The organism is Flavobacterium pygoscelis (genome assembly GCF_023162025.1).
Classification (GTDB): Bacteria; Bacteroidota; Bacteroidia; order Flavobacteriales; family Flavobacteriaceae; genus Flavobacterium; species Flavobacterium pygoscelis.
This window is the reverse complement of the sequence record NZ_JALNUB010000013.1, coordinates 23,787-45,899: the sequence shown is the minus strand read 5'-3', so window position 1 is coordinate 45,899 and position 22,113 is coordinate 23,787. Positions and strand designations below refer to the sequence as shown.

Here is a 22,113-nt window from a genome sequence, read left to right as displayed (position 1 = left end):
AACGTCTTGGCGCTTGGCGAGGTTGGGGAGTAAAGATGCGAGATTTTTCTATTAAACACAAATTTTCCAAGTACAAAACCATATTTAAATTAAGCCTAAAACCCCAATCTCGCCAAACGGCTGTTGTGTGCTGGTTTTTTATCGCCACAACTTTTTAGCATCTTTTTTTGTCAATACTTTTATTATTTTTTTTGAATATTCAACTGTTACAAGTGGAAAATTAATTTGATTTTCGCCCGTCAAAATTAATTGTTTATTTAAAATCCGACTAATCTCATTCATAAAACTCAAAACCTTTTCAAAATTATTTTCAGAGTTTATTTCTTTAGGTTCAATGTCGAATTCAATTTCATTAACTGTAAAAAAATGAGTGTTTATAATAATATCGTCAATAATAATTCCCACAGTTTTTAATTCCATTTCTCCTGTTACGTCTGTCAATAATTGAATTAAATAATCCTTTTCAATTCTACTTACAATTTTAATTTCATGATATGGTCCGTATTTTAAAATATGATTTTCATTTAAATAATCTATTAGAATTTTCCAATCTTCAATATTTACGTTTTGTACATAAATATCTCTTAGTGTCCCATCAGGTTCAAAAATCCATTTTATTTCTTCCCAATTATTTTTCATTGTTAATTTGAATTTTCTTTTAACCGTAAATTTTCTGGTAAACTAGCACACAACGTCTCGCGGCTTGCAGAAGTGGCGAACTTCGTAACCGATTATTTTCGGCTAAGATAAAATTTCTTGCGAAAGATAAACGCGAATTTACCACATATTTCGCCATTTTTGCAAACCGCTGTTAGCAGCCGTTTTTTAATTTTTCTTTCTAATGGTTGACCAATTTAAGTATTCATTAAAATGTTCGGCTATATCTCCAAACGAATAATTTCGATTTTCTAAAATTAAATAGCAGCTCTGAATTAGAGAATAATATAAATCTGCAAGTGGAGTTCTTTCCGAAATTGACATTAATAAATGATTATTTTTATTAACATAAAGCTTATTATTAGTATCTATTTCATCAAAATCTGTTGGCTCAAAATGAATAAGATTTCCCATTTCTTCATTATCTAACGTTCGTAAGATAGATATATCGAAATGATTGTTTGATGGATCACAGTAATCAAAATATGCTTCTTCAATTATGTTAATCTTTGGAACAATTCTATATGCAAGAAGTAAAAACATTGGTTTTTTCCAATATAACTTTTCATCCTTCCAGATATCGTCCACGAGTGTCCCGATGTTTTTAAAATTCTGAGAAGTTTTAGATACATCATTTTTTCTGCAATTTGTTTTAATTTCAATGACATATAAAACGGAATGAGCCATTGCCAAAACTGTTCCATCTGTATTATAACCAATTAAAGGATACCTCGCATCGAGAATCATAATATCAATTTGTGGAGATTTTATTGAATTTTGAGACATAAAATGACCTGAAACAGCTTTTAAAGTATTTGGTAGATAATTATTTAGAAATGTAATCATTGGTATTTCACCATTTCTACCTATTGTTTGCGAATTATTAGACGAAGCTTTAGCTTTATCAACACTTAATAAAATAGCTTTTTCTTCTTGTTTAAAAATAGTTTCGGTCATAGGTTTCAGTTGGTAAAATGGCTGTCTAACGTCTTGGCGCTTGGCGAGGTTGGGGACTTTATAGCAGAGTATTTTCTGCCGAAACGAAGATATGATAAAAAAACGCTAATTCCACTAAAACCCCAATCTCGCCAAACGGCTGTTGGTGGCTGTCTTTCTTTCTTACGTTTAATTTTATTTCTTTATTTTTTCTGAAATATCAACAATTCCATCTTTCAATGTTTTTAGAGTTTCGTTAAATGTACTCATATTCATTTCTTTATTAATTTTTTTTTCAATTGGTGAAAGAAAAACACTGTTAACAGAATCCATTATTAATTTATCCTTATTTTCTGCTGTATTTAATTTGTTAGCATATTCTGATATGGTTAACGCTACTGCGGATTTAAATGCATATTCTTCTTGAAAATTTCTTTCTTTTCGATATTGATTTATAGCGAAATAAGTTAATATCAATGCAGGAATTGTTTTTAAAGTATTAAGTCCAAGTAAAATATATTTCTGAATCATATCTGTTTCAGTTGCAAAATTTCGGAATAAAAAAGCAATCCAAGTGACTGTTATAACTGCCATTGCTGGAACAGCCCATTTCCAAAAATTTACAGGTTTCTCTAATTCATTTTTTCTTTGCTTAAAAGTTTCAAATAATGAAGCACCAACTTCTCGTCCAATTAAATCATCTAAATATTTATTTCGTTCTTCAAAATATGCTTTTTTATCTTCTACAAACTTTAGATATTCTTTAAAAATAACTTGTTTACTTTCAAGTTCAGTTAAATCTTCCTTATATTGTTTTTTAACTGAATCATAATCAGTTAGTAATTTATTATATTCTATTTTTTGCTCTTCAAGCAGAGTTTTTGTTTCGTCAAGTTTTGTACTTTGTTGTGTTAAAATACTATTTATTTTTTCATTTGTTGATGTACTTTGATTTAGTAAAGTTGAAATTTGTGTTGAATTATTGTCGGAAGCATTTAAGTTTCTTTCAATTTGTTGAACTTCAATTGTTTTTTGTTGAATAAAGTCAATTAAGTTTTTCTTTTCAATTTGTACTTTTCCTAATTCGCTATTAATTACTTTTTCTAAATTAGTAACTTTAATTTGAACATCACGTGCTTTAACTTCATTTGTTGGATAAATCTTTCTTTGTCCTTTGTCCCAAAATCCATTCGCAACTTGGTAATAAACTAATCTATTTAAAATTGATTCACAATTCGTGTAATATTGAACATTTTGAACATAAGTAAAAAAATTTTGTAAATCAGTCTCTAAATTTCCACTTCCAAATTCATTTTGATAATTATATTGAGTTGGTAAAAATATTCCAATCCCATTTTGTAATTCTTCAGAAAGCTGTTTAAAAACACGATTTGTTAAACTATCGAAAACTTCGATGTTATATAAACCAACTTTAGTTACGTTAAAGTTTAAAACAATATTTGTGATATCTAATTCTTCAATTTGATTACAAAATTGTAAAATAACATCTTTTTGTTCTTGTGTCATATTTTAATAAAGTTTTGTATTTCCACGATTTTTTTTAAGATTGCCACCAACGTCTTGCCGCTTGGCGAGGTTGGGGATTAAAGATGCGAGATTTTTCCATTAAACACAAATTTTCCAAGTACAAAACCATCTTCAAATTAAGCCTAAAACCCCAATCTCGCCAAACGGCTGTTAGCAGATGGCGCTTATTTCTTCGGTATTTGAGTTATTAATTATTCTTCATCATCTTCTTTCTGATAGCCTTCATAATAATAAGATTGTTCAATTCCTTTGAAGATTACTTCTCTATTGTTTATTTCTTCAGTTAAGTTACTATTTAATAAAGTTCTTAATTCTAAATCATTAATTGGACTTCTTTCCATAGCTTGTAGATAAAGTGATTTGTCTACATATTGCCAATTTACTAATTTTTTTAGTTTAGATTTCAAAAGCATATCCAACCAAATTCGCATAGTTCTACCGTTACCTTCCATAAATGGGTGAGCGATATTCATTTCTACATATTTGGCAATAATTTCATCAAAATTATTTTCAGGCATTTGTTCAATTTTGACTAAAATTTCGCTTAAATACAAAGCATTTGCAAATCTAAATCCACCTTTTGATATATTTTTGTCACGAACTTTACCCGCAAAGTCATATAATTCGTTAAATAAATAACTATGTATTTGCTTTAAACCTTTGGTTGAACCTATTTCAATTTTATTTATATCATCTGATTCAAATAATCGATACGCATTTTCTAAACTCTTTTTATCAATGTTTTTCATATAATTCAGCTATAAATTTCTTTGTCAAAAATACTTTAAATGTTTGTGAATTACTTTAAAAACGTATTACTTTTTTATAGTTTTTTTTGTTTTTTAGCTGTTTTAAATTCCGGTGCGGTGCGCTATCTGCTAACGTTTCGCGGCTTTGCTAGGTTGCGAACTTCGTAACCGAGTTCTTTCGGCTAAGATAAAATATCTTGCGAAAGATAAACATGATTTAACCACATATTTCGCAATCTTGCAAAACCGCTGTTGTGCGTTCGTTTTTATTTTTTTACAGTTTTTTACAAACTATTTTGTAATTATTAAATTCAACCTCAATGTTTTTCCGAATTACATTTAGGTTTTCTTCTTTTATATTTTTTTCGATAATTTCTATTCCAATTATATGGTCGCTTAAACACCAACTTTTCACTTGTAATATTTCCCTTGGATTGTCAGAAACTAAATAAATTGTTTCACTAAATTCAGTTCCATAATTCATAAGTCCAACTTCACTCAAAGCCTTTTGAATTTTTATTTTTAAGTTTCTTTCAAAAGGTAATTTTACGTTTTCTACTTCGGTTTTTTCAATTTTTTGAATTGTGAACTTTGTATTTTTTGTAGCATTTTTTACGCTTTCTTCGAATTCTTTTGTCCAAGTATAATTTCTGTCATAAGTCATAAACTTATAAAACCCAAATAAGGAAATTAAAATTGTAAAAAAGATTATTAAAATTTTCTTCATTAACGTTTTTTTTCTGCGTTCCACCAAAATGACGCACAACGTTTCGCGGCTTGCAGAAGTGGCGAACTTCGTAACCGCATATTTTCCACTAAAATAAAATTTCTTGCGGAAAATGAACGTGAATTAACCACATATTTCGCCATTTCTGCAAACCGCTGTTACCAGCAGTATTTATATTTCTGTATTGATTAATTTCATCCACTCTTTTCCAAATATTCTTAATTCGTAAATCCAAAGAAACTCAAGTTTATTATTTATAAACCAATAATTTTGCGAATAGTCAATCCATAAACCATTTTTAAAATTTTCATCATAAACACAAAACGAATCTCCGTCAAAATTTATTACTTCTACAAACTTATCAATTATAAAATTGGTTTCTATTTTCAAAATTGCTATTTCGGAAAATCTATATAATTTCAAATAATTTTCTTTAGATAATTCTAACTTAAGCGCTAACAAAGTTTTTTTCAGATTCTTAATATCATTTTCAGCGAAACTTAAATTTAAATAGTTGAAATTAAAATCTGCTCCATTTAGTTCAATCAAGGTTTGCTCAATTTGTTCAATTGCTAAAATATAATTTTCTGAAATTACTTTTTCTGAAATAGAAGTCATTGCAGTTATATATTCAGGTAATCTTTGTTTTCGATCTTCCTGTTTCCTTAATGTTTTTATCTTTTCCTTTCTTTGTTCTGCGTTCATTTTTGGTAATATTGCTGGTAACGTCTTGGCGCTTGGCGAGGTTGGGGAGTAAAGATGCGAGATTTTTCCATTAAACACAAATTTTCCAAGTACAAAACCATCTTCAAATTAAGCCTAAAACCCCAATCTCGCCAAACGGCTGTTAGTGGCTGGCAAAATTTTCACTCTTTATTTTCAAATCATTTTTTACACTTTCATTCCATTCACTTTTTAAAATACTAAATATTGTGGCATCAATAGTATTTCCGTCAGCGTCTTTACTAAAATTTCTTAAAATTCCTTCTGCTTTGCAACCAATACTTTTCATTGCATTAATACTTCTTTCGTTTTTGCTGTTTGCTCCAAAACCAACTCTTGTAAATTGAAGTTTATCAAATGCGAATTCAAGCAATAGATATTTACAATTTTTATTTACTCCTGTTCCTTGGAATTTATTGCCATACCAAGTATAACCAATGTCAAGTCGCTTAAATTCATTAGAAATAGCATAAAATCTTGTCATACCTGCATATTCATTCTTTTTTTTATCAAAAACAATAAATGGATATTCTTTATTTTCATCAAGATTCTTAATTGCAGTATCAAAATATTTTTCAAAATTTTCCTTGCCATTACCACCATTAATGTTAAACTTCCAAATTTCAGGTTCATTAATAGAATACTCCATTAGTTTTTCTTTATCAGAAAGTTTTAATGGTCTTAATGAAACATAATCATTTTCTAAAATATAATCTGTTGTAAAATCTAAATTCATTTGTCAGTTTTTTATTCGTTTTTTTTTGGATTGCTTGCCACTAACGTCTTGGCGCTTGCCGTGGTTGCGGACTTTCGAAGCCGAGTATTTTCTACCGCAACGAATATATGAATAAAAACGTTAATTCCACTAAACCCGCAATCACGGCAAACGGCTGTTATGCGTTCGGCAGTATATGTTGTATATTTGTCCATTCCAATTTATTTCAATTGGCTTTTCCGAATTTAATTATTTTATTCAGTTTTAAACATCTATTTTGACCTTAAAAATCAAAAAAAAATCGCAAAAATTTTACTTTTCAAGTTTCTAATTTCCATTTCAATATTCAGCCAATTTTATTAAGTTTCTGTTTTCCAAAATCTTAATCAGATTCCAATATTCAAGTTTCCACATTCTATAAACTTAATCAAATTCAATTTTCAGGTTTCTGCTTTCCGCAAAGTTGATCAAGTTTCATTTTTCTTTTTTAAAAGCTAAAAAAAACGATAAAAATTACGCTTTCAAAGTTTTGCATTTCCGTTTTCAAGCTTTAATTTCTTCTTTTTCTGTGCGATCCAACCTGCTGACGCATAACGTTTGGTGGCTTGGCGATGTTGCCGAAATGCAAACGTAAATTGAAAAACTAAATTACATTAAACCGCAGATTTTCTGCAAAAACGAAAACGGCAATATTGCCAAACCACGGTTATCTGTAGTGCTTTTTGCATGCAGATACGAATAAATAACTTATTATGGATATTACATTAAGTGCAAGAAAAGTAAATGTTGACTCAAATGGTTATAAAAGCGTTTCAATTGAAATTGAAGATATAGACAAAGAGCAATTACTTGAAAAATTAAAAATTGAAGATTTTTTAGATTATTTTGGAATAGATAAAGTTTTAGAAGAAATTGGAGTTGAAGAATGTAAAGAGCATTTTGATTTATCTGAAATTATAGACGAAGATTAGGCACTCCTACCGCATTACAGATAACGTCTTGGCGCTTGCCGTGGTTGCGGACTTTCGAAGCCGAGTATATTCTACCGCAACGAATTATAATCGGAAAAACCAAAAGTACACAAAAACACAACGAAAAGTATCAAAATAAACCAAAACCCCCATATACATCCACACAAGCGTTTAAATACATTTTAAACACTATTTAACCAACATTTAAATTAAATGTAGCTTTACCGCCTTTAAGTAACTCCTGAGTGGCTTCTATATTATTTTCATAGATGTGAACGTTGCCAAGAAACAAAGTTATAGACTTCAATGGTAACTGTATTTGCTTGCTAATCAAATACAAGTGATATATGTCGCTTGGTAAGCCTAAGGATGCATCAGAACTACGTTGGTAGGCGCTTACAATAATCTTTCCTTTCTCTATTTGAAACTGAATCAAACTAAGGCACGGCTGTTGGTTGCTTTCAGTGTTGTTAGAGCCTAAGAATAACACATAATTCTTTGAGGCACGCTTTTCTTTATTAATCTTCTCAATAAGCCTAGGCAACTGCTCAAAATACGTTGGATAACTATTTACTAATATAGGACCGCAATAATCCCACCACGATACACCAATACCACGATAAGCTTCAGTATTACGTTCGCCAGCCATAAACAAACCTAACTCATCCTTCAATTTCTTTTTAGCTAGGCCGTGGCTCTCGAAAAGCTCGAGTAGGTCAATTGGCTTTAACTCTAATGCTTGATTTAGCAAATAGGTAATATTTCCTTTCTTGTTTTCTTGAAGTTTCCCGTTTTCGAGAATCTTGCTTAATGTTTTGTGATACTTGTTCATTCGATTTTTGATTGATGATTTATTAATTACTTTTTATTATATCTTTGCCGTTCTCAGGGATTACATCATAACGCACCAAAGCCAACCAGAAGACTTATGTCCTCCGATCGGCTTTGGTGTCGTAATTTTAAATGAATCCCTGAGAAAGATTTTTTAATGTCGGAGGACTATTTTTTACTTCCCGTCCTCTAGGGAATCACACTTATAACTTCATACTTTTTGCACAATCACCTCAAACCCATGCAATAACTAATTTCCATTGAAATATGTTTTTTTTGTGGGGTGGGTTGGTTTAGTTTTGGCATCTAAATTTTAAGTTAATTCTATGTTTTTATGTACAATTTAATTAAGTTCTATATATTTAATTCCTATTAAGTTAGAATATATTAAATTGACTTTTATGAAAAGGTCTGAAGTCAGTTTTTCTGAAAAAGTGTGTTTTAGAACACCCAAAAAGTAAAAATTCAAAACACCATTAATCCATCGTAAATCACAATCAAATTTTTCTAAAGCTAAAACTCTTTCTTCGTAAGTATCGTTAAGCGTGTTTGGTGCACCTTGTTTTAATTGCTTCAATCCTGTTGGCGCTTCTACATACATGTTTTCTCCTGTACCGCCTTCCAGTTGATACTGAAAACCAAAAATCATTATTCCTGAAGCATCGACTAGCTCTAAAATATTATATCTATCTGTGTATGGAAAAACACCCAAACTAGTTCGTTCTAAATTCCACCTAATAGAAAAGTTTTTATTATATCTTATGTTTTTAACATACGTTGCTGACTGAAAAACATTATATGAAGTCAGCTTAACTGATCCGTTAAAAGAAACGTCGGGACTGTTAGTGATGTTAGTCCAATCTACACTTGAAGGAATATAAACAACTCCTAAATAAACATTCACAATATTAGGATAAGCAACTTGTGTTCCGTTACTAATTACCAAAGCGAAATCACCTTCATCTGTAAAAGTAGTTACACTTAATTCTAAGTGACCTTGATTTTTAAAAGTAACGAAGTTAACAATATGACCGCCATCAATACTTACTATAGTAGCAGGCGTGAAAAAAGAGCCATACACATTAAGTAAGGAAGTTTCGCTAGGTCTAATAGAAGGGCTAACACTTGAAACATTAGGTGCTGGATAAACACTCAAACTATTATCTATTTTCATAGCATACTTACTCGTACTAATAAACTTAATTGTGATGCTGTTTAGCTCTCCTTTTTTGAATGTTCCTACTTTATTCAACTCCCATGCAACAGGAAACGTAGGCGTAAAATTACCGTCAATGGTAATGTTTAGCGTTTTTGTTCTTCTACCTGATGCGGGTCTATTTACTTCGGTAAACGTAGTATCTGCCGTAAGTGTTATGTCGTAAGAATCATTAAGCCAGTCAATAACATAATTTGTCGTAACCGCTGGAGCAATGACAATCTTTTCTATAGCAGTATTAGCCAAACCAGAATTACCACTCCACAAACACTTGGTGTTATTAGGTGATAGATTAGGAAATAAAGCCGATGTGTTGTTATCGTTCTTTTCTCCATTTACTTTAGCTACGCAATTTACAATTTGCAACGCTTCATTATCAACGAAAACAGAAGGCATAAAGTCCATGAAAACAGCCCCAATAGGAACGTTAAAATTCAATTGAATAATACATCTATCGGTGATTGACAATCCAGCACCTTGTCTAAACAATTTACCTGTGCTAGCAAAATTTAGTAAATTACTCTCTTCAAAGAAAATACCTTTTACCAGTCCTTTTAATTCAAAACCAGTCTTACATCCATAAAAGCCCACATCCTTGCAGAACCATTGACGAAAACCGTCAATTGTACCGCAATCCTCAGCATCTATAAAATTAACGCCTACAAGCCTAAACTCATGTGATCCGTTCGTGTCTCTTAAATCAAAAACTTTAGATCCTGCTCCCTTAGCACTAAGAGCGATGTTCTTAATATTGATGTTCTGAGCGTTTGTCGCCTTAAATATTGTGCTGTTAGGCAATGCAGTTTCAATAGTTATAAAGTCGGCACCTAATCCTTCAATCAACGGAGAATTATCCATCCAAATACTCTCTGTGTCTGTAAAGGTCAGGTTTCTCCGAATTTCATATTTCTTAGTTACATCTAATATTTGATTGACGATCTGAGCTTTATTTCTAACTTTTATGATCTCTAAATCTGTAGCTCCTATATCATCAGTAAAGGCCGAAAGTTTACTATAAACTTCGCCATCTGCTTTTTCATCCAAAAGAGCTTGCAATCCTTCAATCTCTGCTACAGGAATTTTTTCGTCCTTCCAGAAAATGGAATCAAAAAAAGAGTAGAATTGGCTTTGTGTAGGTTTTAAACCAGTTTTAAACCAAGGCTTAACGGTGTTTTTATCTGCCATTATGTTTTTATATTATAGTTCAACAACTTCAAAATGAATACGAATACTTTGTGCAGAATTATAGAGTTCAGCTATTCCTACTTTAAAACTATTTTTAGCCAAAATTTTATAAACGGGCGCACCAATATCATTATCACGACCTATAATGCCCAGACTTTCGACGTACATTTTTACTAAATAATTATCTGCTAACATCGGGTTTTCAATGATCACATTGATGTAGCTATTACCAGGATCATCATAAGCGGCTATAATTGCCGAGGTGCAATCGCCAGAAACGGGTAGAGCAGTTCCTGCAGGAGCTGAGAAAACATCGCCTAGAGTAAAGTAGCCTTTGTTTCTTACTACATTACTAAAAACAGGTCTCGCCTCTAGGGCTCCAATTCTAGCAATCATTGGCGCTATAAGGGACGCATTGGCTTTATTATCTAGTGCCAAAAAGATTGTCGAAAATTGTTCAGCAATATCTTTTGTAGCAAAACCTCGCTTAAACTCCGACCAATTGATTGCATTTAAACCTGTGCCAAATTGTACATAACGGATTTTTATCGATTGATACGCGTTTGAATTTTGAAAAACTAAATTTTCAATATCTTCCTTAACGATTACCTTACTTTGAATGGGACCTCCCTTAAATTCTAAAATCTCACCATTGATATAAACAAAACCATCACTAACATTAACGCCAGTCACGATGCATCCAGAAATGATAGTGAGATCACCTACGATAGCACCAAAGGCGTTAAATATTGAAAATGCCGTTTGCAGTTTCGCCAAAATATTTGTCGTTAAAGGAAAACCGCCAACCTGATTAAAATTAATAGTATTCATATTGCAAGAAGTTTATAGCTTTTTCCAGCCAACTTATAAAAGTGAACAATAGCCGTTATTTCGTTCGTTTTATTATTTAAAATCAACTCGGGCACACTAACTAGAAAATCAACCGTAGTGTTACTGTAATTAAAGTCAGGTTCTAAATACATAGTTCCTAGGTAAACAGGCAGGTTCTCTGCCGTGGTATAAATGTAATTTTGCTCGATCCCTAAAGTGGCGTCTATCGTAATGCGTCTTAAATCAGGATCAAAATTATCGTTCAAAGCTTTTCGTAAATAGCATTTTTGACCATTATAAGACAACTTCAATAAATTAGCCTTTCGCATTTGGTCCCATTTATAATGCAAGCTCGCAATAGGCACAATCATCGATTTGATGTAACCAAACAATACTGGCTTTCTCAGAAAAGTTGGCAACAGCAATAAAATCAATCGATCCCATTCTACTTTATACCACATAGCTTACGTTATCAAAATTTGGAATCGTGAAATACCCACTTTCCGGTACCGTCTTCACATTGATAGGCTGAAGAGGTAAATAAAGTCCTGTGTTAATATCTACAATCTGAGATTCTGCATTTATGATATGCGGTATTTTTACCCCTTCAACATTTTGCAGTTTATCTACCAGATGCGCCAGAACCAATTCCCCGTTAAATGGGAGGTCCTTCATAAATTCTAAAATGGCATCCTGTACCGGATAATTACCATTTACTATGCTCATACCTTGCGGATCAATAACCGACGGGTCTCTATAAATTTGCATAGTCAATATCAAGATATCGGGCAAATTATTGATCACAATATACTTTACACCACAATCTGCTATTTCAGCAATGTAAGCGTCAAAAGAGGCTTTTTGCGGACTCGAAATAGGAGAGAGAACACCACCGCTTTCTGTAGCAACCTTAATTAACAATTGACCCGCGCTTTGCGTAACAGCACTGTATTTTACAATTTTTGAAGCTTCAATCTGATCAACGGTAAAACCTGCATTATTATATTTGTCGCTGTCTTGAATCAATGCAAATCCATACTGAAAGGCTTTTGCTTTAAAGCGATACCAACTGGCGCGGTGTGGCATTTTTTCCTCAATTATAGCATCAACTTCTTTTTTGTGTGTGTCAAAAAGTTGTTCTAAAAGAAACATGAAATAAGCGAACAGGTCAAACATTTGATTCTCAAAACTCACTTTAGAAAACTCATTAACAAACAAAGAGCCTACAGGAAAACCATATATAGCCGCTAAAGTTTCATTCGCCATAAAGGCGGTTGTCATTTCCAATTTTATATCTGCTCTATTTCTAGCCATTTTATCCTACTATAAAGGTTGATCCTATTACCATTGTGCCAATTCCTAAAGGCTCATTAAAGCCATAATCATCGTTTAAAAATTCTGAGGCTGGTCTATTTTTGCTGTTAAATAAACCAACAATTGCTTTACGCTCTACTGCAGGAAATAAAACTTCCTGACCAACAGCAAAACTTTCTGTTACTGAAACGCCATTTAACAAAGCAGTTTCAAAGGAAAGTTCTACATTACCAGTTGCCTCAATGGTTTTATCCATCAAACTTTGTCCTTGAAAAATCATTCCCTTATTCATAATTTGCCACTATTTTTAAAGGTTTATTTTCAAACAAATCCAACGTTTCTACAACCAATCCATCCTTTGCAAAATGTTCTCTAATCTTATGCCTGTACTCCAAATAATCAGAGCTTAAAGCGATATCGCCAAGACCAACTCCCAAATCTGGATTGAACTTAAATTCGCCCTGGTGCGCAATTAATATGGACGCTTTGTTTTGTTCTAAAGTATTACCTATAACCAACCCAGAAGCAATCTGACCAGAAGCATCACGCACAACCGAAACCTTTAAATCAAGGATTTCGCCGTTGTCATTGTTATCGTTATATTGAATTCCTATTGCTTTCATTAAATACTATTTAAACCTATTTTAAAAGGTTGTTAACGTTTGCTGAAAATTGTTCTACCAAAGCCACCACATCTGGAGTAATAGTACTACTTGGAGCATTGGGAGAAAGCACTCCCACTTTTAAATTATTAAGAATGTTTGCCAAGTCCGTAAATAAATCTTTCAAGCTCACGTTATCATTTTCAATTCTCACTTTATTATCCGTACTATCAAACTCGACTTTTAAACCATTTTGTGATAACTTAACTTTCGCAACCTGATCCACTTTTACGACATATAAATTCGAAAGAGTTCCATCACCACTCAGTACTAAAACATTTGATCCAACCAAAGGTTCTACTAATAAATAGTTGGCGCTTTCAGAAACAGTTGCACTCAACTTTACATCGGACAATTCCAAACCACTAATTAGCTTAATCGAACAGCTTTCACCGGCCACTTTGGTAACTTCACCAACAATAGGATAGTTAGGATTTGCACCCACAACTTCCTGAAGCTTCTTTTTTATTTCGGCTATTTTATCCATTATAATTTTATTCCTGGTGTAATGGTTCTAACACCACCGCTTTCGCTAAAATTAGTTTTCACTCCCACTACATAATAACTTCCATCTTTATATGGGTAATCTTGATCTTCAATTTTTGCCGAATAAGTAGGTTTTACAAAAGGTATTAACCAACCATCAAATGAACCTGTATAGCCATCAAAACTATTTTTTTTTAAAGCAGCGTCTGCTACTTTTCGCATGTCGTTTTCATTCATTGGACCAACTTTAAGCGTAATTTTATCGCCTCCAGTTGTTCCGGCTGTTATACTTTTTACTTTTCCTTTGCTATCCGTACTTTCAACTGTGATTTCAACCTTTTTATCAATCGCTTTTTTATATTCTAATGTGCTTTTTTCAATATTTCTTTGCATCGAATAACGTACTGTGCCCGATTTTTCAACATAAGGAGGATGTATGTGCAATGTTTTATTGGTTGTGTCAAAATAAATATTGGCTTTTGTTTCTTCTTGAATTTTTTTCAGTACATCAAAACCTGTAGCCTGATGAATGACAAACTTTTCATAACTAATATCATAATCACATGATAATTTAAAAGTCGGGTCTATTTTATCAATTAAATATTGCGCAATCTTTTTTAAAGAACTTGGTTTTAACTCTACATCTTTAACTCCTACACGAAACAAAAACAAAGCATCTTCGCAAACTATTTTAAGTGTAGAATCATTCGTTGTTATATCTTGGATAAATCCCTCAAACTCGGTTTCAAGATTGCCATCATATCCTAATTGGATTAAAACACCGGAACCGCGACTAATTTTATTTTCAAGGTTCAAAACCTGATTCATAACCGCTTCTGGCAATACAATGGTTGCCGTATCTGCCAAATTATCAACAGAGCAGACAATTTCGCATTCTGCCAAAATACCAAGCTTTATTTTTTTGCCTTTCGTTTCAAAAACGATGTTCCAATCCATTGTAAACATTATATTTCCATTAAAAGGTTATAACTATAATCAGAGCTTGCTTTAATCTCGTAAGCCTGTACATTTTCACCTTTGGTAAAAGGGAAACTAAAATCATCAATAACTATTTTATTGATTCCTAATAGTTCTAATGGCGGGCAATTGATCCAAATCTCTTTTGAATTGGTTAACACTTTTTTCAGCTTTTCAAAATCAGCTCTTGGATAACAATCTTCATAGCTTCCTCTAATTAAAGCGCCCATCAAAGCACCTGTAATGGTTATTTCATAATCATCTTGTGACCATCTCTCTTTTATGCTTCCCGTTAATTGGTTTGAATTTTCAGCGTTCCATTTAGCCACCCTTCTTTTTGCAATAACATTTTTACCAGCAATACTAATCAAAGGCTCATAAGGCAATCTGAAATACGTTTTGCCCTCATCAATAGACATCGACAACGGAAAAAACTGCTGTTCTTCACCTAACGACTTATCTGCTTCCCAATGATTAAAATATTCCTCTGAAGAAACTTGTGCTATAGCTTCATTATTTCGAAAAGGCAAAAACGGTAATGGTGGTAACACATGTTTCATCAGCTCATTTTGAACGGCTGTTAAACGCGGAATCTTCTCTATTATCTTAGAGCCTACCAGCGAAGCAAATAATATATCGTTATTGTTCATTTAATTTCCTGCTGTTGTAGCCATTGCAAGCAGTCGCAATAATGCATCCTGACTTTGTTCCGCCATTTGTTGTGAACTATCCTTAAAATCTTTGCCCGTAATATTTAATTCGCCAATCAAATCTTTCAATGTGATATAGATCGTTGTATTTTTTGTTCCTCCAGTTGCTACAGCATCATTTCCTTTGGTTTTTGGTGGTTTTCCTACTCCTAAACCGCCACCGTTTGCATTTGCACTATCTGCTGTTCCTGGAACGCTTGGCGGTGCAATTGCATCCGAAACTTTGTCTGCAGCTTTTTTCCATTTTATTGATTTACCAGCCATCACAAACTCATCTTTAGCGTCCAAACCAAGTTTTGCAATTTTTTTAGCACCATCAACAACTGCTTTTTTACGAGCTTCAGTATCTGCGTTTATTTGCGCAAGCATATTTTGATTGGCAGAACTATCTCCCAATCCCATAGCCTCTTTAAACTCGTACCATCCTTTTTTGATGTAATTAATACCAATCATGATACCGTTGACCATCGTACTGAAATAAAACTTAACGCTTTCAACATAAGCCTGAAAGAGTAGTTTTGCACCGTTAATAGTGTGTTTCCAAGCTTCGCCCCAACCTACGGTACTATTGACAACCCACGCAATCGCGGTAACAAGTGCCATAACTCCTAACACAATCCAAACGATTGGATTTACAGCCATTACCGCATTAAATGCCGCTTGCACAACCGTCCAGCCTGTTGTAGCTCCAGCCACTATTCCAGTCCATAAGGCTTGAAGTTTAGTTGCGCTTGTCAGTGTAGAAAAAACTTTACCACCTGCAGAAATCAAAGGAACTAAATCGCTAAAATCTTTTGCCGTACTTCCTAATACAGAAGCGTAACCCATTAAACCATTGGTGCCGTTGAATAATGAAATCTTAAAATCATCAATTTGCGCCTGGAGTCTTTTGTTTTTCTCTGCAGGAGCTTCCATTACAATAGCCGCTTGATCGTAAGCCGAATTTGTTCCTGTAATAGCTTTGGTTAATCTTTCTTGCTCTTCAATTCCACTAATCAATGCAATTGCAGCGTTGTTGTTTTCTTTTCCAAACAATTTTGTTACCAAAGCACTATCATTCATAATAGCTCGTAATGGCTTCATTCTATCAGCCATCGTTAGAGTTTTATCTCCAAGTATGTTGATATCAACGCCTGCTTTTGCTAATTCCTCCTGAACATCTTTAGGCAAAAATCGCCCTTGTGATAATGTTGCCAATGTATTAATAAGGGCAACTCCCCCTTCAGAACCCTTCTTACCTGCTTTGTCCAGAATCTGAATAGCGGCATTAGTTTCTGCAAAAGATACATTAGCTCCTTTTGCTGCCATACCTGCTTTCTCCAACGCTCCTTTTATCTGTGGTAATTCTGCAGATCCTTCTTGCGCGGCCTTTGCCATAACATTCATCATGACTGACATTTCCTTACTGGCTTGTATTGGGTCTTCGGTCGAAACTTGGTACTGATTCATTGCTGTTGTCAAAACCTCAGTCGCGGCTGCAGTATCACCACCCATTAATTTGGAAAGAATAGAAACATCATTTCCCATTGTTTTTAAAGCAACAGGTACTTTAGCAATCTCTGGATTCAACTGCGATAGTATCAACTTGTAAGCTTCGACACCATCAGCGGCAGAACCACCAAAAGTTTTACCGCTTTCACGCGCATAACCTTCAATCTCTTTTAGTTTTTCACCTGCAACTCCAGTTATCGCTTGCAAGTCGTACATGTTTGTACTCAAATCCATGCCCGGCTTATTCAGGGTGTTTAATCCTGTTGCTACTCGATCAACCTGGTCTAATATCGACGTGAGTTTTATAGTTGCAATATCTCGTTGCATATTGCGAAAAGCTTTCCCAAACGTTTTATCCATATTCAACGTGCTGTGTTCTATCTTATCGACAGAAGCATTCAGCTTATTCATACCCGCAGTTACCTTTTCGGCATCGGATGTGATTTTGAATATGTAATTAAAAACGTTGTTCATCGCTTATTTTGTTGTGTCTTCGGATTTTCTAATCCATTGTAATTCTTGAAATTTTGCCGCCCAATCTTCATCGCTAAGACTATCCGGATCTTCAATGCGTAAATAATAGCGAAGCTGTGCGTTGGTTTTTCTAATCCAATCATCTGGATCAACTTCCGCAGCGGCTACAACTTTACCAGCTCGGCTTCTTTTACAACTATTAATTGTGAAAGCGTTCCGCTAACGGCTAAGAAGTAATCGTCATTGTTCTTTAATTCCTCATCACCACCCAACCAGCAATTAGTCAGAATAATTTCGTTGAATTTCATTGGATCTTTTGTGCCAACTGTTGAGGCAAAACTCAAAGTCTTACGATCTACTTTGCGTAAATACCCAATTTTATCCTCCACAACAATTGCAAAGATTTCGCCATGCTTTGCTTTCCATGCGTCAATTTCTTCAAGTGAAGCCTGACCGCTTTTTAATTTTAATGTTATGTTGTTCATTTTGTTTGTTGTTTAAAAAAAAATCCCTTCCCACATAGGAAGGGATTTTTTAAATAATAATTCTCTTTGTTTTTAGACTTGATTCTGAATTCTCAGCGCTACGAATGGCAATGTGATTTCCATAAACTTATCTCCTTGTTTCAGTTCTTTCGAACTCTCTGTAAATCGAATCCCTACAATTCTATCCTTTACGATAGCATCTAAGTTTAAAGGATTTCCATAAGCAACAAGAGCATCTAAGGAAAGTGACATAATGCTTCCTTTGCCCGAAACAACCAACGCTTCATATTCCGATTGTAACATGGTTACTTCGCCATTTACTGCAGAATTTCCCGATTGAATCGAATGTGCATTTCTTCCTTTGGCATAGACCGCTTCACGTTCAATTTTCTCTGAGTATTTAATCGCTCTAAATCCTACAACGTCTCGACCACCTAAAATCATAGTAAGGTCAGCCCATTCATATTCTCTACTATTAAAAGCCATATCTTAATTAATTAGAAGTTACTGGCACAAATCCCAGAGGGACGTCAATCCATCTGTTCGTACCTTTCGTTTTTACTTGAAGTTTAGAAAACTTCAATTTTGAAGTAGAAGTAACATTATTTGTTAAGTCCATCTTACAAATCACACCTCTATCTTTGGCATCACCAGAGTCATACGAAAGTTCACCGTTTGCAGTCATTTGTTTAAAAATCAAGCTCTCGACTTCATTTTCAATAATTCCTGCATAAATAGGCGAAAGTGTGCCGTCGTTGTTCACTGTGTTATCATCCAAAAGGAATTCTAAACAAGCGGTGTAAGCCAAGCGATACGCCTTGTCAATTACTCTACGTCTTGATGCATAGTGATAATCGTCTTGAATTTCGCAAGCCAAAGGATCATCGGTAAAAAAGTAACCGGACTTTCCTGTGTGTTGTCTAAAAGTCACATACCCTTTATCGTGCAAAGCTTCAACATCGTATTGTTCTGCAGGTGTGTCTAAAATATAGGCCACCAAGTTAGACAGCGCACCGTCACGTACTTTTCCAATATTTACATGGACTGAAATTTTCGCAAAACGTCCTGCAATGATTCCAACTGCAGCACCTTTTGAAGCTGATGTTCCTGTGCGCTTTTCGGTATCACCCAAAGCGATCATTACACGATTGAAACTTGCTGTGCTCAATTCCGTTAAGGTAACTTTATCACCATCAAAGGCATAACCTTCTATAATGGTAAAGAATGGTGCATATTTATTAGCCGTATAATTTACAGCCAGTTGTTGTGCTAGATTAGTAGCGATCATTACATCAGCGTCAATGCTTCCCGCCAAAGTCACCGTATAAGCTCCAGAAGGCGAAAATGCTGTAAACAACATTCTAATCTTTCCGTTGGCACTATCTAACAACTTTTCTGCAGGTGCTTTTCCTGTCAAAACATCCAGCGTAAACCAGTCGCTTACTTTAGTTGTTTTTGCAAAGCCCATCAACCACAACTCTGTACCTTCGCCTGCTTCAGCATAAAACTCTTTCAAAGTTTTATACAGCACGTGATTGTTTACGTCTGGAATAATTCCTAATGCCGCAACATCAACCATACTTTTTATTTGGTACGGTGTGTTGAGCAAAAAGGTAATTCCAACAGCGGTTGCGCTCGCAAGCAATCCCGCTGTGCCATCTGGAAGATCAACTACTTGACCTAACTGACCGTTTTGAAATTCTATATTGATTCCTGGTAACATATTACGCTTGGTTTTTTTCAGTTAGTTGCGCTTCAATAGAAGCAAGGATTACGGGATTAGTAGCCGTTTCATCAACTACAAGTTCATTATCCGCAGCAAATGCGATTAATTGTGCTTTGTTGAATCTGCTTAAATTTATCTTTGGAAGCTCTTCTCCAGTTCCTTTCTCGGTTCCTTCGTCGTTTCCTTCGTCAGTTCCTTCGTCGATTCCTTCATCAGTTCCTTCGTCCTTTCCTTCGTCGATTCCTTCATCAGTTCCTTCGTCGGTTCCTTCGTCGGTTCCTTCATCGGTTCCTTCATCGGTTCCCTCTTCAGTCGTTACTTTACCATTTATGGTTTCGACCTCTTGAACTTCGATTTCTTCAACGTCAACACTTGGAGGCGTTACCGTTTTGTCTATTAATGTGCGAGCGTGATTAATTGCGTTTGTTTCTGTGAAGAACTCAGTTCCATCACTTGTTTTGAAATACTTACTTTTCATAATAATTAAAGTTTAGATTTTATAAATACCCAACCGGCAATGATTACAGCGATTAGGCTATAGACCCAAAACATATAAATTTGTAATACTTGCAAAAAAGTGAGTTTATTCACTTCAATTGGGGGCGACTGTGTAATTTTGTTTTCGCTCTCGAATGTATTTTTATATTGAGCAAATAACTTTTGCGCTTCCGCTTCACAATCGACTCGGAGCAAGTTGTCCGCGAGGCGAATCTTTGGGATTTTTAATTTACTCCCTGATTCGCTCTGGACAATTTTTTTTAAAATGACTTTTCCATTTTGGCATTCTAACAATGCTGCAATAGAACTAGAGTCCTTTTCGATTTTAAAAACAGTATCGTGTACCGTTTCAATTCTTGTTTTTGTAGTTTCATTCTGCAACACAATGGGTTTGCTACTTCCGCAACTAACCATTGTGAGGAGAACGAACAAACAACAAAATATGAGTTTCAATTTTTTCATACTCTTAAAAATGCTTTAATGGTTTTAATTTCTCTTTTTCGTCGGCAAACGGCATAACCTTCACGGCTACCATCTGCATTGGTGTTGCCTTCAATCGTGTAGATTTGTGTACCTACTACTTTTTCAACAAATCCTGTGTGACCTATTCCTTTGCCAAAATCCATAATAAAAATATCACCCGATTGCGGTATTTTTTGAACTAATAGTGGTCGTGAATTGTATTGATCTAATACACTGGCTGTTTTCTTTAAAGGGTTTTTAATCGCTGTTTTAATAGCCGATTCGTTTACTACCCAATAAACAAATGCCATACACCAGGCATATCCTTTTCCGAGTCCAACACTTTTTAGATAGATCTCAACTTCAGGACCTGCATTGCTTCCTTTCGGAATTTCTTTCACTCCTAATTGAGTAATCGCTTTTTTTATAATTGCTTCTGATAATAGGCTCATTACGTTTTACCGTTAAGTTGTTTGTATTTTCTTAATTCACCCGTAAGGAGTTCCATTTCATCAATCAGGTGTTCAATCCTTTCATCTCTTTCCTTGATCCTAACATCCCTTTTTTCAATAGCAATAATAGACTCCTCCAATCGCTTACTCATATCATCCAAAAGGGTTTGATAAAAAGTAGCCGACTTGATTTCGTTATCAATTTCGGTCGATTTGGTTGTGGCTTTGTCTTTATTCCATTCTAGGATTTTCATTCCTAGCGCAGTTAAAAAAGAAGCGATTGCGGGAAATAGTAAGGATTCTAACATCAATTGATTTTTAAAAAATGGCTCTCAAGAAATGAGAGCCATTCTATTTATACTAAATAATTACGCCTGAGTATCTATCCATCACAGGAACAGCAATGAAATAATGTCTAAGAGCATATTTATTTGTTTGTCCTTCTGGATCGCTTTCGGAATCTGACATATACTGTTTTGTAAGTCCCGTTTTCTTAACAATATTTTCTGGGTGGAAAATAACCGATGCTGATCTATCCGTTCCTGATGGAACAGAACCAAAAGCTTTCTTTGCACCTAAAGCAGTATACATTGGATTGTCAACATTTTCAAAAACTTGAAAACCTGCTAACATTCCTTTAATCTCGCCTGATAAATAATCTGCAAGTTTATCTGCATATTTATTAGAATTATCTTCTAATAAATCTGTAACGTGATCATCAGACAACACAATTCTTCTACCTCTTTTTTTACATTTGGCATCATTCATTGCTTTTCTTGCAGCAACTAAATCTTTCCAAAGCATTTTACGTCTACCACCTGGTGTAACCTCGTCACCAGTACATTGAATTACAAAAGTTTTTCCTGCAACTGCAACTTGTGGTGCAATAGCGTGAATTGCTTTAGCAAATTTTGATTCGGTAATGTCATCACGATGTGATTTTGTTACTGAATCTATTTGTGGATAGCTTGAACCCATCACTTGATCATCGGTCAAGGTTGTAACCTTCGTTTGATATTTGTCTAACTGAATAGTCATACTTGTATCATCATAAGCCACTAAAGCGATTGGATAAGTTGTATTATTGATTAATACACCTGGTCTAAAAGTTGTAATAGGAATATGGATAATATTTGATTCAGAGGCAGATCCAGAACCAACCTCAAGAACTTGAGTGTCGATTTCAGGAATACCATCTAACCACGGAGCTAATTGCTCATCTTGGAGTAAAGTTCGCACTCTGTTCTCCCACATTTCTGGAAATGCTGCTGGCATAATATTTTAAT

The 22,113-nt window shown here is 34.1% G+C and carries 27 protein-coding genes; 1 reads left to right on the top strand and 26 read right to left on the bottom strand.

The features are described 5' to 3' along the window. Window positions 1-138 precede the first annotated feature (138 nt). The 7 genes from MW871_RS15165 to MW871_RS15135 all read right to left on the bottom strand — a co-directional run bounded on the left by MW871_RS15165 (window position 139) and on the right by MW871_RS15135 (window position 6,076). Window positions 139-639, bottom strand: a complete 501-nt coding sequence (locus MW871_RS15165) for a hypothetical protein (RefSeq protein ID WP_248429284.1) — start codon at window positions 637-639, stop codon at window positions 139-141. 186 nt (window positions 640-825) lie between these two features. Beyond that, window positions 826-1,614 (bottom strand): DUF6602 domain-containing protein, encoded by a 789-nt coding sequence (locus MW871_RS15160; RefSeq protein ID WP_248429282.1) that lies wholly within the window; start codon window positions 1,612-1,614, stop codon window positions 826-828. Between the two features lie 174 nt (window positions 1,615-1,788). Next, window positions 1,789-3,120 carry a coiled-coil domain-containing protein gene (locus tag MW871_RS15155; RefSeq protein ID WP_248429280.1) on the bottom strand — a complete coding sequence of 444 codons (1,332 nt, stop codon included), beginning with the start codon at window positions 3,118-3,120 and terminating at the stop codon, window positions 1,789-1,791. Window positions 3,121-3,332: 212 nt separating this feature from the next. Further along, window positions 3,333-3,890 carry a protein adenylyltransferase Fic gene (gene fic, locus MW871_RS15150; protein ID WP_210646963.1) on the bottom strand — a complete coding sequence of 186 codons (558 nt, stop codon included), beginning with the start codon at window positions 3,888-3,890 and terminating at the stop codon, window positions 3,333-3,335. A gap of 274 nt (window positions 3,891-4,164) precedes the next feature. After that, entirely contained in the window at window positions 4,165-4,617 is a 453-nt protein-coding gene (locus MW871_RS15145; protein WP_248429279.1) for a hypothetical protein, read from the bottom strand. A gap of 171 nt (window positions 4,618-4,788) precedes the next feature. Beyond that, window positions 4,789-5,322: a hypothetical protein gene (locus MW871_RS15140; protein WP_248429278.1), complete on the bottom strand. Its 534-nt coding sequence runs from the start codon at window positions 5,320-5,322 to the stop codon at window positions 4,789-4,791. 142 nt (window positions 5,323-5,464) lie between these two features. Beyond that, window positions 5,465-6,076, bottom strand: coding sequence for a GNAT family N-acetyltransferase (locus MW871_RS15135; RefSeq protein ID WP_188050796.1), 612 nt, complete (start codon window positions 6,074-6,076; stop codon window positions 5,465-5,467). Between the two features lie 731 nt (window positions 6,077-6,807). Here MW871_RS15135 and MW871_RS15130 point away from each other — a divergent pair. Then, the gene (locus MW871_RS15130; RefSeq protein ID WP_248429276.1) at window positions 6,808-7,026 is read left to right on the top strand and encodes a hypothetical protein; all 219 of its coding nucleotides are present in this window, start codon (window positions 6,808-6,810) and stop codon (window positions 7,024-7,026) included. A 193-nt stretch (window positions 7,027-7,219) separates the two neighbouring features. Here MW871_RS15130 and MW871_RS15125 read toward each other — a convergent pair whose 3' ends face one another. The 19 genes from MW871_RS15125 to MW871_RS15035 form a co-directional block, all read right to left on the bottom strand. After that, on the bottom strand, window positions 7,220-7,858 hold the full coding sequence (locus MW871_RS15125) for a thymidylate synthase (protein WP_248429274.1): 639 nt from the start codon (window positions 7,856-7,858) through the stop codon (window positions 7,220-7,222). A gap of 342 nt (window positions 7,859-8,200) precedes the next feature. Beyond that, window positions 8,201-10,258 carry a hypothetical protein gene (locus MW871_RS15120; RefSeq protein WP_248429267.1) on the bottom strand — a complete coding sequence of 686 codons (2,058 nt, stop codon included), beginning with the start codon at window positions 10,256-10,258 and terminating at the stop codon, window positions 8,201-8,203. Between the two features lie 12 nt (window positions 10,259-10,270). Then, window positions 10,271-11,089, bottom strand: coding sequence for a hypothetical protein (locus tag MW871_RS15115; protein ID WP_248429266.1), 819 nt, complete (start codon window positions 11,087-11,089; stop codon window positions 10,271-10,273). Beyond that, entirely contained in the window at window positions 11,086-11,550 is a 465-nt protein-coding gene (locus MW871_RS15110) for a hypothetical protein (RefSeq protein ID WP_248429264.1), read from the bottom strand. The genes MW871_RS15115 and MW871_RS15110 overlap by 4 nt, the downstream gene beginning before the upstream one ends. Next, window positions 11,540-12,403: a nucleotidyltransferase gene (locus MW871_RS15105; RefSeq protein ID WP_248429262.1), complete on the bottom strand. Its 864-nt coding sequence runs from the start codon at window positions 12,401-12,403 to the stop codon at window positions 11,540-11,542. The genes MW871_RS15110 and MW871_RS15105 overlap by 11 nt, the downstream gene beginning before the upstream one ends. A gap of 1 nt (window position 12,404) precedes the next feature. Then, a complete protein-coding gene (locus tag MW871_RS15100) occupies window positions 12,405-12,695 on the bottom strand; it encodes a hypothetical protein (protein ID WP_248429260.1) in 291 nt (96 codons plus the stop codon). Beyond that, entirely contained in the window at window positions 12,688-13,026 is a 339-nt protein-coding gene (locus tag MW871_RS15095) for a hypothetical protein (protein WP_248429259.1), read from the bottom strand. The genes MW871_RS15100 and MW871_RS15095 overlap by 8 nt, the downstream gene beginning before the upstream one ends. A gap of 16 nt (window positions 13,027-13,042) precedes the next feature. Continuing rightward, window positions 13,043-13,552 carry a hypothetical protein gene (locus MW871_RS15090; protein ID WP_248429257.1) on the bottom strand — a complete coding sequence of 170 codons (510 nt, stop codon included), beginning with the start codon at window positions 13,550-13,552 and terminating at the stop codon, window positions 13,043-13,045. After that, the gene (locus MW871_RS15085; protein ID WP_248429256.1) at window positions 13,552-14,508 is read right to left on the bottom strand and encodes a hypothetical protein; all 957 of its coding nucleotides are present in this window, start codon (window positions 14,506-14,508) and stop codon (window positions 13,552-13,554) included. Before MW871_RS15085 ends, MW871_RS15090 begins: the two co-directional genes overlap by 1 nt. 8 nt (window positions 14,509-14,516) lie before the next feature. Beyond that, window positions 14,517-15,179, bottom strand: a complete 663-nt coding sequence (locus MW871_RS15080) for a DUF6046 domain-containing protein (protein WP_248429254.1) — start codon at window positions 15,177-15,179, stop codon at window positions 14,517-14,519. Continuing rightward, a complete protein-coding gene (locus MW871_RS15075) occupies window positions 15,180-17,204 on the bottom strand; it encodes a phage tail tape measure protein (protein ID WP_248429253.1) in 2,025 nt (674 codons plus the stop codon). It abuts the gene before it with no gap. 164 nt (window positions 17,205-17,368) lie between these two features. After that, window positions 17,369-17,689, bottom strand: a complete 321-nt coding sequence (locus MW871_RS15070; RefSeq protein ID WP_248429250.1) for a hypothetical protein — start codon at window positions 17,687-17,689, stop codon at window positions 17,369-17,371. Between the two features lie 72 nt (window positions 17,690-17,761). Further along, window positions 17,762-18,175, bottom strand: coding sequence for a hypothetical protein (locus MW871_RS15065; protein ID WP_248429248.1), 414 nt, complete (start codon window positions 18,173-18,175; stop codon window positions 17,762-17,764). A gap of 7 nt (window positions 18,176-18,182) precedes the next feature. Then, complete coding sequence (locus tag MW871_RS15060; protein WP_248429247.1) at window positions 18,183-19,412, bottom strand: DUF2586 family protein; 1,230 nt, start codon at window positions 19,410-19,412, stop codon at window positions 18,183-18,185. Window position 19,413: 1 nt separating this feature from the next. Next, window positions 19,414-19,893, bottom strand: a complete 480-nt coding sequence (locus tag MW871_RS15055) for a FliH/SctL family protein (RefSeq protein ID WP_248429241.1) — start codon at window positions 19,891-19,893, stop codon at window positions 19,414-19,416. Between the two features lie 5 nt (window positions 19,894-19,898). After that, window positions 19,899-20,366, bottom strand: a complete 468-nt coding sequence (locus tag MW871_RS15050) for a hypothetical protein (RefSeq protein ID WP_248429240.1) — start codon at window positions 20,364-20,366, stop codon at window positions 19,899-19,901. 5 nt (window positions 20,367-20,371) lie between these two features. Next, window positions 20,372-20,827 carry a CHAP domain-containing protein gene (locus MW871_RS15045; protein ID WP_248429239.1) on the bottom strand — a complete coding sequence of 152 codons (456 nt, stop codon included), beginning with the start codon at window positions 20,825-20,827 and terminating at the stop codon, window positions 20,372-20,374. Next, window positions 20,827-21,135, bottom strand: coding sequence for a hypothetical protein (locus tag MW871_RS15040; protein ID WP_248429237.1), 309 nt, complete (start codon window positions 21,133-21,135; stop codon window positions 20,827-20,829). The genes MW871_RS15045 and MW871_RS15040 overlap by 1 nt, the downstream gene beginning before the upstream one ends. Window positions 21,136-21,187: 52 nt before the next feature. Next, window positions 21,188-22,102 carry a phage major capsid protein gene (locus MW871_RS15035; RefSeq protein ID WP_248429236.1) on the bottom strand — a complete coding sequence of 305 codons (915 nt, stop codon included), beginning with the start codon at window positions 22,100-22,102 and terminating at the stop codon, window positions 21,188-21,190. Window positions 22,103-22,113 lie beyond the last annotated feature (11 nt).

Coding starts and splice junctions, on each gene's coding strand:
- MW871_RS15165 (WP_248429284.1), bottom strand. CDS start 639: ATGAAAAATAATTGGGAAGAAATAAAATGGATTTTTGAACCTGATGGG.
- MW871_RS15160 (WP_248429282.1), bottom strand. CDS start 1,614: ATGACCGAAACTATTTTTAAACAAGAAGAAAAAGCTATTTTATTAAGT.
- MW871_RS15155 (WP_248429280.1), bottom strand. CDS start 3,120: ATGACACAAGAACAAAAAGATGTTATTTTACAATTTTGTAATCAAATT.
- fic (WP_210646963.1), bottom strand. CDS start 3,890: ATGAAAAACATTGATAAAAAGAGTTTAGAAAATGCGTATCGATTATTT.
- MW871_RS15145 (WP_248429279.1), bottom strand. CDS start 4,617: ATGAAGAAAATTTTAATAATCTTTTTTACAATTTTAATTTCCTTATTT.
- MW871_RS15140 (WP_248429278.1), bottom strand. CDS start 5,322: ATGAACGCAGAACAAAGAAAGGAAAAGATAAAAACATTAAGGAAACAG.
- MW871_RS15135 (WP_188050796.1), bottom strand. CDS start 6,076: ATGAATTTAGATTTTACAACAGATTATATTTTAGAAAATGATTATGTT.
- MW871_RS15130 (WP_248429276.1), top strand. CDS start 6,808: ATGGATATTACATTAAGTGCAAGAAAAGTAAATGTTGACTCAAATGGT.
- MW871_RS15125 (WP_248429274.1), bottom strand. CDS start 7,858: ATGAACAAGTATCACAAAACATTAAGCAAGATTCTCGAAAACGGGAAA.
- MW871_RS15120 (WP_248429267.1), bottom strand. CDS start 10,258: ATGGCAGATAAAAACACCGTTAAGCCTTGGTTTAAAACTGGTTTAAAA.
- MW871_RS15115 (WP_248429266.1), bottom strand. CDS start 11,089: ATGAATACTATTAATTTTAATCAGGTTGGCGGTTTTCCTTTAACGACA.
- MW871_RS15110 (WP_248429264.1), bottom strand. CDS start 11,550: ATGTGGTATAAAGTAGAATGGGATCGATTGATTTTATTGCTGTTGCCA.
- MW871_RS15105 (WP_248429262.1), bottom strand. CDS start 12,403: ATGGCTAGAAATAGAGCAGATATAAAATTGGAAATGACAACCGCCTTT.
- MW871_RS15100 (WP_248429260.1), bottom strand. CDS start 12,695: ATGAATAAGGGAATGATTTTTCAAGGACAAAGTTTGATGGATAAAACC.
- MW871_RS15095 (WP_248429259.1), bottom strand. CDS start 13,026: ATGAAAGCAATAGGAATTCAATATAACGATAACAATGACAACGGCGAA.
- MW871_RS15090 (WP_248429257.1), bottom strand. CDS start 13,552: ATGGATAAAATAGCCGAAATAAAAAAGAAGCTTCAGGAAGTTGTGGGT.
- MW871_RS15085 (WP_248429256.1), bottom strand. CDS start 14,508: ATGGATTGGAACATCGTTTTTGAAACGAAAGGCAAAAAAATAAAGCTT.
- MW871_RS15080 (WP_248429254.1), bottom strand. CDS start 15,179: ATGAACAATAACGATATATTATTTGCTTCGCTGGTAGGCTCTAAGATA.
- MW871_RS15075 (WP_248429253.1), bottom strand. CDS start 17,204: ATGAACAACGTTTTTAATTACATATTCAAAATCACATCCGATGCCGAA.
- MW871_RS15070 (WP_248429250.1), bottom strand. CDS start 17,689: ATGAACAACATAACATTAAAATTAAAAAGCGGTCAGGCTTCACTTGAA.
- MW871_RS15065 (WP_248429248.1), bottom strand. CDS start 18,175: ATGGCTTTTAATAGTAGAGAATATGAATGGGCTGACCTTACTATGATT.
- MW871_RS15060 (WP_248429247.1), bottom strand. CDS start 19,412: ATGTTACCAGGAATCAATATAGAATTTCAAAACGGTCAGTTAGGTCAA.
- MW871_RS15055 (WP_248429241.1), bottom strand. CDS start 19,893: ATGAAAAGTAAGTATTTCAAAACAAGTGATGGAACTGAGTTCTTCACA.
- MW871_RS15045 (WP_248429239.1), bottom strand. CDS start 20,827: ATGAGCCTATTATCAGAAGCAATTATAAAAAAAGCGATTACTCAATTA.
- MW871_RS15040 (WP_248429237.1), bottom strand. CDS start 21,135: ATGTTAGAATCCTTACTATTTCCCGCAATCGCTTCTTTTTTAACTGCG.
- MW871_RS15035 (WP_248429236.1), bottom strand. CDS start 22,102: ATGCCAGCAGCATTTCCAGAAATGTGGGAGAACAGAGTGCGAACTTTA.